At 66.4% G+C, this 11,518-nt stretch carries 9 protein-coding genes; all 9 read left to right on the top strand.

Going from position 1 to position 11,518, the window contains the following annotated elements; all coding sequences use genetic code 11:
- Positions 1–96: 96 nt before the first annotated feature.
- The 9 genes from FHP25_RS07235 to FHP25_RS07195 all read left to right on the top strand — a co-directional run bounded on the left by FHP25_RS07235 (position 97) and on the right by FHP25_RS07195 (position 11,513).
- Complete coding sequence (locus tag FHP25_RS07235) at positions 97–798, top strand: ABC transporter ATP-binding protein (RefSeq protein ID WP_147846247.1); 702 nt, start codon at positions 97–99, stop codon at positions 796–798.
- A gap of 89 nt (positions 799–887) precedes the next feature.
- Positions 888–1,988, top strand: a complete 1,101-nt coding sequence (locus tag FHP25_RS07230; RefSeq protein WP_147846246.1) for a polyamine ABC transporter substrate-binding protein — start codon at positions 888–890, stop codon at positions 1,986–1,988.
- Between the two features lie 46 nt (positions 1,989–2,034).
- Entirely contained in the window at positions 2,035–3,117 is a 1,083-nt protein-coding gene (locus FHP25_RS07225; RefSeq protein ID WP_231712232.1) for an ABC transporter ATP-binding protein, read from the top strand.
- Entirely contained in the window at positions 3,114–3,995 is an 882-nt protein-coding gene (locus FHP25_RS07220) for an ABC transporter permease (RefSeq protein WP_231712230.1), read from the top strand. The genes FHP25_RS07225 and FHP25_RS07220 overlap by 4 nt, the downstream gene beginning before the upstream one ends.
- Before the next feature lie 5 nt (positions 3,996–4,000).
- On the top strand, positions 4,001–4,828 hold the full coding sequence (locus FHP25_RS07215; RefSeq protein ID WP_147846243.1) for an ABC transporter permease subunit: 828 nt from the start codon (positions 4,001–4,003) through the stop codon (positions 4,826–4,828).
- A 46-nt stretch (positions 4,829–4,874) separates the two neighbouring features.
- Positions 4,875–6,326 (top strand): DUF3375 domain-containing protein, encoded by a 1,452-nt coding sequence (locus FHP25_RS07210; protein WP_147846242.1) that lies wholly within the window; start codon positions 4,875–4,877, stop codon positions 6,324–6,326.
- Complete coding sequence (locus FHP25_RS07205; RefSeq protein WP_147846241.1) at positions 6,323–6,931, top strand: DUF4194 domain-containing protein; 609 nt, start codon at positions 6,323–6,325, stop codon at positions 6,929–6,931. Before FHP25_RS07210 ends, FHP25_RS07205 begins: the two co-directional genes overlap by 4 nt.
- Positions 6,928–10,314, top strand: coding sequence for an ATP-binding protein (locus FHP25_RS07200; protein WP_147846240.1), 3,387 nt, complete (start codon positions 6,928–6,930; stop codon positions 10,312–10,314). Before FHP25_RS07205 ends, FHP25_RS07200 begins: the two co-directional genes overlap by 4 nt.
- A complete protein-coding gene (locus FHP25_RS07195; protein ID WP_147846239.1) occupies positions 10,311–11,513 on the top strand; it encodes a DUF3322 domain-containing protein in 1,203 nt (400 codons plus the stop codon). Before FHP25_RS07200 ends, FHP25_RS07195 begins: the two co-directional genes overlap by 4 nt.
- The last annotated feature ends 5 nt before the right edge of the window (positions 11,514–11,518 follow it).

Below are 11,518 nucleotides of genomic sequence, written 5' to 3'. Positions count from 1 at the left end.
CAGCGAGGGATCTCCCGCGAATGGAGTCTTCGTTTTCGGGAGATCCCTCGCTACGCTCGGGATGACAGTCCGGTTCGGCCGCCGCGGGAGCCTGCCATGCTGAAGGTGAGCGGGCTGATCACGGCCTATGGCGAAAGCCAGGTTTTGTTCGGCATGGCGTTCGAGGTCGGCGCCGGCGAGGTCGTGACGCTGATGGGCCGCAACGGCATGGGCAAGACCACGACCGTGCATTCGATCATGGGCATCGTGCCGCCCAAGGCCGGCACGATCGAGCTGGGATCCCGCGATATCGCCGGCCTGCCGTCGCACCGGATCGCCCGCCTCGGGTTGGGACTGGTGCCGGAGGGACGCCAGATCTTCCCCAATCTGACGGTGCGCGAGAACCTCGTGGCGGCCGCCGCCAACCGCGACGCGCGCCCCAGCCCCTGGACCTTGCCGCTGGTATACGAGTTCTTCCCGCGGCTGGCCGAACGGCAGGCCAACATGGGCAACCAGCTCTCCGGCGGCGAGCAGCAGATGCTGGCGATCGGCCGCGCGCTGATGACCAACCCGCGGCTGCTGATCCTGGACGAGGCGACCGAAGGCCTCGCGCCGCTGATCCGCCAGGAGATCTGGGCCTGTCTGCGCCGGCTCAAGGGCGAGGGCCAGGCCATCCTGGTGATCGACAAGAACGTCGGCGCCCTGATCGGGCTGGCTGACCGCCACTACATCGTCGAGAAGGGCCGCGTCGTCTGGGACGGCACCTCGCCCGAGCTCGCCGCCGACGTCGAGCTGCAGCATCGGTATCTTGGCGTCTGAGGCCGGCGCAGGCGAGGCTTGCGTTTCCCCGCCATGCGTCGCAAACATCCCGCCGACGACAGCTTCATGCCAGAGGAGTGCGCCTGAAAATGAAGCATGGCTTCCTTTCCCTCGCAACGGCTCTCACGCTCGCACTGGGCGCAGCCGACGGTTGGTGCCAGGGCAAGGTGGTGAACGTCTATAACTGGACGGACTACATCGCCGAGGACGCCCCCAAGGCGTTCCAGCAGGCCACAGGCATCAAGGCCAACTACACGACCTATGACACCAACGAGATCCTGGATGCCAAGCTGAGGACCGGCCGGTCGGGCTACGACGTCGTGACGCCGACCATGTCGCCGCACTTCGCGCGCCAGAAGACGGCCGGCCTCTTCCGCCCGATCGACAAGGCGCTGCTCAAGAACTACGGCAACCTCGATCCCGAGATCATGAAGGCGCTGGCCAGGTACGATCCCGGCAACGAGCATGGCGTGCCCTGGATGTGGGGCACCACGGGCATCGGCTACAACGTCGAGGAGGTGAAGAAGCGCATGCCCGACGCGCCGGTCGACAGCCTCAAGCTGATCTTCGATCCCCAGACGGTGGCGAAGTTCAAGGATTGCGGTGTGATGCTGCTCGACAGCCCCACCGACGTGCTGCCGGCGGCGCTGCTTTATCTCGGCCTCGACCCCGACAGCAAGAAGCCGGAAGACCTGGAGAAGGCGGCTGATGTGGTGCGCAAGGTGCGCCCCTCGATCCGCAAGTTCACCAGCGCCGAGATGATCAATGCGCTGGCCCGGGGCGACATCTGCGTCGCCTTCAGCTTCTCCGGCGACATCCTGCAGGCACGCGACCGCGGCGCCAAGGCCAAGCCCCAGGCGGTCACCGTCAACTACGCCATCCCCAAGGAGGGCTCGCAGCTCTGGATCGACGTGATGGCCATCCCCAAGGATTCCAAGAACGTCGAGGAAGCCCACCGCTGGATCGACTACCTGCTCGACCCCAAGGTCGCGGCCGCCTCGAGCGACGCCGTCGGCTACGCCAACGGCAACAAGGCTGCAGTGCCGTTGATGAAGAAGGAAATCTCCGAGGATCCGCTGATCTATCCGCCGGAAGCGGTGCGCGCCAAGCTCTTCACCATCAGCCCGGGTGACCAGGAGCAGACGCGGCTGCGCACCCGGCTGTGGACCAACATCAAGACAGGCAGATGATGGCGGAAAGAGCGGGCTTCATGGTGTCGAACCATGAAGGACAATCGTGACCGCAGCCGCGCTCATCCGCATCGACGGAGTCGTCAAACGCTTCAATGACGTCACCGCGGTGGCCGGTGTCGATCTCGAGATCGGCCGCGGCGAGCTGTTCGCGCTGCTGGGCGGCTCCGGCTGCGGCAAGACCACCCTGCTGCGCATGCTGGCCGGCTTCGAGACGCCGACCGAGGGCCGTATCCTCATCGACGATGTGGATGTGACCCACGTGCCGCCCTACGCACGGCCGGTCAACATGATGTTCCAGTCCTACGCCCTGTTCCCGCACATGACCGTGGCGCGCAACATCGCCTACGGCCTGGAGCGCGAGCGCCTGCCCAAGGCCGAGATCGCCGAGCGCGTGATGCAGGCGCTGGACCTGGTCGAGCTGCGCGCCCATGCCCAGCGCAGGCCGCACCAGCTTTCCGGCGGCCAGCGCCAGCGCGTGGCGCTGGCGCGCGCCGTCGTGAAGCGGCCCAAGGTGCTGCTGCTGGACGAGCCCCTGGCGGCGCTGGACCGCAAGCTGCGGGAGCGCACGCAACTGGAGCTGGCCGAGCTGCAGCAGCGCCTGGGCATCACCTTCGTGATGGTGACGCACGACCAGGATGAGGCGATGGCCATGGCCAGCCGCATCGCCGTCATGGACCAGGGCCGCATCCGGCAGGTGGGCGCGCCGGCCGAGATCTACGAGCAGCCCAACAGCCGCTTTGTCGCCGATTTCATCGGGCTGGCCAACATCTTCGAGGGCGAGATCGTCGGCCACGCCGACGGCATGCTGCGCATCAGCTGCGATCCGCTGGGCGGCGAGATCAGCGCGCCGGCAAACGGCATGACGCAGGCTGGCCCGATCGCGATCGTGATCCGGCCGGAGAAGCTGTCGCTGCACAAGGAAGGAGCCGGCGCCGGCTGCGCCGGAAAGGTGCGCAACATCGTCTATCTCGGCGACGAGTCGATCTTCCATGTCACGCTCGAAACGGGGGCTGCGGTGCAGATCACGCGCATGAACGCCGACCGGCGCGACGCGGGCGTGATCGCGCGCAGCGATGCCGTGCGGATCGCATGGGCCCCGGAAGCCGTCGTGGTGATGCCGCGATGAGCGCCACCGGCATGGCATCGACGCACGGCATCGCCTGGGGCCGCCGCCTGGTCATCGCGCTGCCCTATCTGTGGCTGCTGCTGTTCTTCGCGGCGCCCTTCCTGATCGTGGCGGCCATCAGCCTCGGCGAGAACACGCCCGACACGGTGCCGCCGGTGACGCTGACGGGCTCGGGCAAGACCTACGTCCAGCTTTTCGCCGATGCGCTCTATCCCGCCGCCTACCTCAACTCGCTGCGGATCGCGGCCATCGCCACGCTCGCCACCCTGCTGATCGGCTATCCCATGGCGTACGCCATCGCCCGCGCACCGGCGGGCTGGCGCGGACCGCTGCTGATGGCGGTGATCCTGCCGTTCTGGACCTCGTTCCTGATCCGCATCTATGCCTGGATGGGGATCCTGTCCGAGAATGGGTTGCTGAACCAGTTCCTGCGCGGCAGCGGCCTGGTCGCCGATCCCGGCACGATCCTGGGCACGGAATGGGCGATCTATCTCGGCATCGCCTATGCCTACCTGCCGTTCATGGTGCTGCCGCTCTATGCCGTGCTGGAGAAGCTGGACGTCTCGCTCCTGGAGGCGGCGGCCGATCTCGGCGCCCGGCCGTGGCGGGCATTCCTCACCGTCACCCTGCCCTTGTCGCTGCCCGGCATCGTGGGCGGCTGCCTGCTGGTCTTCATTCCGGCGGTCGGCGAGTTCGTGATCCCCGACCTGCTGGGCGGCACCGAGACGCTGATGATCGGCAAGGTGCTGTGGGACGAGTTCTTCTCCAACAGCGACTGGCCGATGGCCTCGGCCGTCGCGATGGCCATGCTCGTGGTGCTGGTGATCCCCATCGTGCTCTTCCAGCGGGCCCGCGCCCGCGAGATGGCCAGGGGCTGAAGCGGATGAGCGGCCGGACTCCCCGCCTCCTCCTCGCTGCGCTGGCGTTCGGATACGCCTTCCTCTACGTGCCGATCCTCACGCTGATCATCTATTCCTTCAACGAGTCGCGGCTGGTCACCGTCTGGGGCGGCTTCTCCTTCAAATGGTGGGGCGAGCTGCTGCGCAACGACACGATGCTGGATGCAGCGTTGCTGTCGTTCCAGATCGCGCTGGTCAACGCCTGCGTCGCCACCGTGCTGGGGACGATGGCCGGCTTCGCGCTCGCACGCTACCCGCGCTTCATCGGCCGCACGGCCTTCACCGGCCTGATCGCCGCACCGCTGGTGATGCCCGAAGTCATCATGGGCATCGCCACGTTGCTGCTCTTCGTGGCGCTGGACCAGCTCTTCCATTGGCCGGAGCGCGGCTTCACCACCATCGCCGTCGCCCATATCACGTTCTCGGTCGCCTACGTTGCCGTGGTGGTCCAGTCGCGGCTGGCCGACTTCGACCGTGCCGTCGAGGAAGCCGCCATGGATCTCGGCGCTCGCCCTTCGACCGTGTTCCGGACGATCACCCTGCCGCTGATCGCACCCGCCCTGGTCTCGGGCTGGCTGTTGGCTTTCACGCTCTCGATGGACGATCTGATCCTGACCCAGTTCGTGGCGGGGCCGCAGTCGCAAACCCTGCCGATGCTGATCTATTCGAGCGTGCGCCTGGGGGTGAGCCCACAGATCAACGTGCTCGCCACCATCATCGTGACGGTCGTGGCGGTCGCGATCATCATCGCCGGCTGGCTGATGAACCGGACCCGCCGGCGGCAGATGCGGGAAGCCCAGGCGGTCCGCTGAAGAAGCGCTTGACCGAACCGGAACAAACATCGAACAATCCACCGTCATGGACTACCAGGCCATCGAATTCCTGCGCCGGACACACCCGGCTTGGCGCCTGCTGGCTGCCGACCACGCGCCGCTGATCGTCAGCTTCCTGTTTCAGGCATTCGTGCAGCCCAATGTGCGCACGCTGGCGCAGCAGGCGCTGGCGGCGCAGCTGGACGACCACCTTTTCCACTTGCGCGAGCAGCTGCGGTCCGATCTTTTCCCCAAGGCTGCCATCCAGTATCTCGACGACTGGGCGGCGGACGAGCGCGGCTGGCTGCGCAAGTACTACCCGCCGGGCAATGACGAGCCGCACTACGACATCACGCCGGCCACGGAGCGTGCCATCGACTGGCTGTCCGGGCTGACGCAGCGGCAGTTCATCGGCACCGAATCGCGGCTGATGACGGTCTTCGAGCTGCTGCGCCAGATCGTGCAGGGCACCGAGCTCGATCCCACCGCACGCGTGGCTGCGCTTGAGCAGAGCCGGGCCAAGATCGACGCCGAGATCCGGCGCATCCGCGACGGGCAGCTTGCCCTGATGGACGAGACCCAGATCAAGGACCGCTTCCTGCAGATGGCTGCCACCGCGCGCGGCTTGCTGTCGGACTTCCGCGAGGTCGAGCAGAACTTCCGCAACCTCGACCGGGCGGTGCGCGAGCGCATTGCCACGTGGGAGGCCAGCAAGGGGGCGCTGCTGCACGACATCCTGGGACAACGCGACGCCATCACCGATTCCGACCAGGGCAAGAGCTTCCGCGCCTTCTGGGATTTCCTGATGTCCCCGGCACGGCAGGACGAGCTGTCGGCGCTGCTCCAGGCCGTGTTCGACCTGGCGCCCGTCAAGGAGCTGGCGCCGGACCTGCGGCTGCTGCGCATCCACTATGATTGGCTGGAGGCCGGGGAGGTCGCCCAGCGCACGGTCGCCCGGCTGTCGCAGCAGCTGCGCCGCTATCTCGACGACCAAGCTTGGCTGGAGAACCGGCGCATCATGAACCTGATCCGCCAGATCGAGCAGCATGCGCTGGATATCCGCCACCAGCCGCCGGACAAGCCCCTGATCAGCCTTGACGAGACCGCGCCCGACCTCGACCTCACGCTCGACCGCCCGTTGTTCACACCGCCCTTCAAGCCCACATTGGATGACGCCGTGGCCTTGGCCGGTGACGAGGACATCCCGGCCGACGCGCTCTTCGAGCAGATCCGGATCGACAAGGCGCGGCTTGCCGCCAATGTCCGCCGGGCCCTGCAGATTCGCAACCAGATCACGCTGGCCGAGCTGGTGCGCGAGCATCCGCTGGAGCATGGGCTGGCGGAGCTGATCGCCTATATGAGCCTTGCGGCCGACGACCGCGCGGCTGTCATCGACGACGATCATACGCAGCATCTGCATTGGACCGACGCCGTCGGCATCACCCGAGAAGCGGTCTTGCCTCAGGTGATCTTCCAGCGCGAGGTGAGCCGGCCATGACCAGCGCCGATCCTAACGCGGCGCTGTCGCCAGTGCTGATCGCGCTGATGAAGGGCGTGACCTACCAGGAGAACGATCCGCAGCTGTGGCAATCCCTGCTCGGCCTGCAAGCGCGGGTACGAGAATATGTCGGCGTGCTCGGGCTGGAGCTGATCCTGGACGAGGCCGAAGGCTACGCCTATCTGCGCCAGCGGCCGGCCAGCGACGATGCGTCCGCCCTGCCCCGCCTGGTGTCGCGCCGGCCGCTCGCCTTTCCCGTCAGCCTCCTGCTGGCGCTGCTGCGCAAGAAGCTCGCCGAGTTCGACGCCAGCAGCGGCGACACGCGCCTGATCCTCGGCCGCGAGGAGATCGTCGACCTCGTGCGCCTGTTCATGCCCGATACCGCCAACGAAGCCCGGCTGGCCGACCGCATCGACATCCATATCAACCGAATTGTCGAGATCGGCTTCCTCAGGCCCTTGCGCGGCCGCAACGATCAGCTCGAGGTGCGCCGGATTCTCAAGGCTTTTGTCGATGCGCAGTGGCTGGGTGAGCTCGAGCGCCGGCTGGCCGACTACCGCGCCCATGTCGCCGGTGGCGTGAACCGCAAGGACGACACGCCATGAACGACAGTGGCCCCGCGCTTCAGCTGCCCCTGCTGGCGCCCGAACTGCTTGGCAAGCGAGCCGGCTTCCGGCTGCACCGTCTCGAGGTCCTGAACTGGGGCACCTTCCATCACCGCGTCTGGCCGCTCAACCTGCGTGGCGACAATGCCTTGCTCACCGGCGACATCGGGTCGGGCAAGTCGACGCTGGTCGATGCCATCACCACGCTGCTCGTGCCATCCCAAAAGATCACCTACAACAAGGCCGCCGGTGCCGAGATGCGCGAACGCACGCTGCGCACCTACGTGCTGGGCCACTACAAGTCGGAGCGCAGCGAAGCCAGCCTGTCGGCAAAGCCGGTGGCGCTGCGTGACCGCAACAGCCATTCGGTCATCCTTGCCCGCTTCCTCAACGAGGAGCTGGAGCAGGACGTCACCCTCGCCCAGGTTCTCTGGTTCAGGGACGTCAACGGCCAGCCCGCCCGGCTCTACATCGTGGCTGATTCAGCGCTATCGATCGCCGAGCACTTCACCGGCTTCGGCACAGAGATCGATCCGTTGCGCAAGCGCCTGCGCGCCATGGCCGGGACGGAGGTCCACGACAGCTTCCCGCCCTACGGCGCCGCCTATCGTCGCCGCTTCGGCATCGACAACGATCAGGCAATGGACCTGTTCTACCAGACGGTCTCCATGAAGTCCGTCGGCAACCTGACCGAGTTCGTGCGCGAGCACATGTTGGCGGCTTTTCCTGTCGAGCAGCGCGTGGCGGCCCTGATCGAGCATTTCGACGACCTCAACCGTGCTCACGAGTCCGTGCTCAAGGCCAAGGACCAGATCGAACGCCTCGCGCCGCTGGTCGCCGATTGCGACAGCCTGGCGGAGATTGCCGCCAGCACCGCCACGCTGCGCGCCTGCCGTGATGCCCTGCGCCCCTGGTTCGCCGGCCTCAAGGCTGACCTGCTGCGCAAACGGTCCGCCAATCTCGATGCCGACCTGCGTCGGCTGGCAGCCCGCATCGATCAGCTCGACGGAACATGGCGCGCGCAGCAAGCGGAACGCGACCAGATCAGGCAGGCCATCGCCGACAACGGCGGCGACCGGATCGAGCGGCTCAAGGTGGACATCAAGGAACGCGAAACCAGCAAGGCGGAACGTGCCCGCCGCGCCGAAAAGTATGACGCGCTCGCGCATGACGCCGGCTTGCCCACCGCCACCGACGTGGCCGTCTTCACCGCCAACCAACGCGCCATCGAGACCGAGCGTGACGCAGCCGAATCGCGCGACGCCGACACGCAGAACGCGCTCACCGACGCCAATGTCGCGTTCCGCCAGCTCAAGCAGCAGCACGACGAGATCGCGGCAGAGGTCGACTCTCTGCGGCGGCGGCGTTCCAGCATTCCGGCACGCATGCTCGACATCCGCGACGGCCTGTGCCGCGCGCTGGGCCTGCGCGAGGACGACCTGCCCTTCGCCGGCGAGCTGATCCAGGTGCGCGAGCAGGAGCGGGATTGGGAAGGCGCGATCGAGCGGCTGCTGCACAATTTCGGCATCTCGCTGCTGGTGCCCGACATACACTATGCCCGCGTCGCCGAATGGGTCGACCGCACTCATCTGGGCGGCCGCCTGGTCTACTATCGGGTCCGCGAACGGCGTGCCGAGCGCGTCGCCACAGGACCGCGTTCGCTGGTGCGCAAGCTCTCTGTCCAGCCTGATTCGCCGTTCTACAATTGGCTCGATTCGGAGCTGCCGCAGCGCTTCGACTACGCCTGCTGCGCCAGCCTGGAGGAGTTCCGGCGCGAAGACCGCGCCATCACCCGGACCGGGCAGGTCAAGGCGCGCGGCGAGCGTCACGAGAAGGATGACCGCCACGCGATCGGCGACCGCTCCCGCTATGTGCTGGGCTGGTCCAATGACGGCAAGATCGCGGCGCTGGAACGGCAGGCCGGCGAGATGCAGAAGCGCATGCAGCAGGCCGCCGTGCGCATCACGGCTCTGAATACCCAGCGCAAGAGCCTGCAGGCCCGGCAAATAACGTTGCAGCAACTGGCGATCTTCGAGAGCTTCCAGGAGCTGGATTGGAAGCCGCTGGTGATCGAGATCGAGCGGTTGGACCAGGAGCGGCGCCAGCTGGAGGAGGCCTCCGACGTCCTGCACACCCTGCAACGGCAGCTCGCCGGCGTGGACGCAGCGCTGAACAAGTCCGAGGACGATCTCAAGAAGACCCGCAAGGAGCACGACGTCGCCGAGGACCGCCGCACCCAGGCGGTGGCGCAGCTGGCAGATTGCGAGGCTTTGCTGGCGGCGACACCGGAGGCAGCTCGCGCCGACTGCTTCGCGCGCCTCGATGCGATGCGCGACGATGCGCTGGGCACGCACACGCTGACAGTGGAGTCCTGCGACAACCGGGAGCATGAGATGCGGGTGTGGCTGCAGGCTCGTATCGATGCCGAAGACCGAAAGGCCGAACGCCTGACGGAGAAGATCATCAAGGCGATGGAGTCCTATTGTCAGGCCTATCCGCTGGACGCGCAGGAGATGGATGCCAGCGTCGCGGCCGCCAACGAGTACCGCGCCATTCTGCAACGGCTTCGAGCAGACGACCTGCCGCGCTTCGAGCAGCGCTTCAAGGAGCTGCTCAACGAGAACACGATCCGCGAGGTGGCCAACTTCCAGTCGCAGCTCAACCGCGAACGCCAGACCATCCGCGAGCGCATCGACAGCATCAACCGCTCCCTGCGCGAGATCGACTACGGTCCCGGCCGCTATATCCGGCTGGAGGTCGAGGCCAGCACCGACATCGAGATCCGCGACTTCCAGAACGACCTGCGGGCCTGCACCGAAGGCACGCTGACGGGATCGGACGACGCGGCGTACTCCGAAGCCAAATTCCTGCAGGTCAAGCGCATCATCGAGCGCCTGCGGGGCCGCGACGGCACCATCGAGCTCGACCGCCGCTGGACGGAAAAAGTGACCGACGTGCGCACATGGTTCACCTTCTCCGCGTCGGAACGCTGGCGCGAAGATGATCGCGAGCACGAGCACTACGCCGATTCGGGCGGCAAGTCCGGCGGCCAGAAGGAGAAGCTCGCCTATACCGTGCTGGCCGCCAGCCTCGCCTATCAGTTCGGCCTGGAACGCGGCACTGCCCGCCCGCGGTCGTTCCGCTTCGTGGTGATCGACGAGGCTTTTGGTCGCGGCTCCGACGAATCGGCGCAGTATGGGCTCGAGCTGTTCCGGCGCATGAACCTGCAGCTCCTCATCGTCACGCCGCTGCAGAAGATCCACATCATCGAGCCTTACGTCGCCAATGTCGGCTTCGTGCACAATGAGGATGGCCGTCAGTCGATGCTGCGCAATCTCACGATCGATGAGTACCGCGCGGAAAGGGATGCGCGCGCCTCATGACCGGGTCAACTGGCTGGACCACACCCGCGGACATCCGAAGCCAAATCGAGAAAGCCTGGCAACGTGGCCAGATACTTGCTGCGCCGCTGACCGGAGCCTCCCTGTTTCCGATGACGCTCACCCTCAGGCGCCCGGATGGGCGCGCGCTATCGGAACGCTTCGACGATGCGCGGGCCTGGATCCGCACATTGGAGGACGGCAGCAGGGCGCGGCAAGGCTACGGCTATGACATCGCGTGGAGCGAGATCAATCATCGCCTGCTGGGCCGCAACCGCGTGCCGACCGCCGTCCGGTTGGCGAGCGAGACCGATGCCCTGCGCCTGATCGGCCGCCAGCGCCAGGCGGCACAGTTTCACAGCCTGGCCGAAGGCACGCTGGCGCGCTTCCCGATGCTCTGCGGCTGGTTGGCGCGCAAACCGCTGGTGGCGCTGGAGAATGTCGGTAACTGGGAGCGGGTTCTCGCGGTGCTGACCTGGTTCGCCGCCCATCCGCGCGCCGGAATGTACCTTCGACAGATCGATATTCCAGGCGTCGACACGAAGTTCATCGAAGCCCAGAAGGGGCTTCTGGCCGAGCTGCTCGACCTGGTGCTGCCGCAGGACGCCATCGATCAACGGTTCGCCGGCTCCAGAGGCTTCGAGCAGCGCTACGGACTGGTCTCCAAACCCCTGCTGGTTCGCTTCCGGGTCCTGGATCAGGATCTGCGCATCTGCGGCTTCAGCGATCTGACCGTGCCGACCGCGGAGTTTGCCCGGCTCCATCTGCCGCTTGAGCGTGTATTCATAACCGAGAACGACATCAACGGCCTGACCTTCCCTAGCGTGCCCAAGAGCCTTATCATCTTCGGACTTGGCTATGGCCTGGACCGGCTCGGCGAGATCAACTGGATGAAGAACGTCGAGCTGCACTACTGGGGTGACATCGATACGCATGGCTTTGCGATCCTCGACCGGCTACGGGCCGTCTGTCCGCAGGCGCAGTCCCTTCTGATGGATCGCGAGACCTTGACGATTCACCGCACCCTCTGGGGACAGGAAGATAGCCGCTACATCGCGCCGCTCGGCCGCCTGACGCCGGCAGAGCAAGCCTTGTTCGACGATCTGCGGTGCAACCGCCTGGGCGAAGGCGTGCGACTTGAGCAAGAGCGCATTCATTTCAGCTGGGTGCGGCAAACGGTGGGCGCGTTCATCCAGCCGTAGGCTCC

It is taken from the genome of Vineibacter terrae (genome assembly GCF_008039615.1).
Classification (GTDB): domain Bacteria; phylum Pseudomonadota; class Alphaproteobacteria; order Reyranellales; family Reyranellaceae; genus Vineibacter; species Vineibacter terrae.
Note: the sequence above shows the minus strand (reverse complement) of the source record. Positions and strands in the feature narration are given on the sequence as shown.

What these genes read in the sequence shown, in the direction of transcription:
- FHP25_RS07235 (WP_147846247.1), top strand. Translation starts at nt 97, where the DNA reads ATGCTGAAGGTGAGCGGGCTGATCACGGCCTATGGCGAAAGCCAGGTT.
- FHP25_RS07230 (WP_147846246.1), top strand. Translation starts at nt 888, where the DNA reads ATGAAGCATGGCTTCCTTTCCCTCGCAACGGCTCTCACGCTCGCACTG.
- FHP25_RS07220 (WP_231712230.1), top strand. Translation starts at nt 3,114, where the DNA reads ATGAGCGCCACCGGCATGGCATCGACGCACGGCATCGCCTGGGGCCGC.
- FHP25_RS07215 (WP_147846243.1), top strand. Translation starts at nt 4,001, where the DNA reads ATGAGCGGCCGGACTCCCCGCCTCCTCCTCGCTGCGCTGGCGTTCGGA.
- FHP25_RS07210 (WP_147846242.1), top strand. Translation starts at nt 4,875, where the DNA reads ATGGACTACCAGGCCATCGAATTCCTGCGCCGGACACACCCGGCTTGG.
- FHP25_RS07205 (WP_147846241.1), top strand. Translation starts at nt 6,323, where the DNA reads ATGACCAGCGCCGATCCTAACGCGGCGCTGTCGCCAGTGCTGATCGCG.
- FHP25_RS07200 (WP_147846240.1), top strand. Translation starts at nt 6,928, where the DNA reads ATGAACGACAGTGGCCCCGCGCTTCAGCTGCCCCTGCTGGCGCCCGAA.
- FHP25_RS07195 (WP_147846239.1), top strand. Translation starts at nt 10,311, where the DNA reads ATGACCGGGTCAACTGGCTGGACCACACCCGCGGACATCCGAAGCCAA.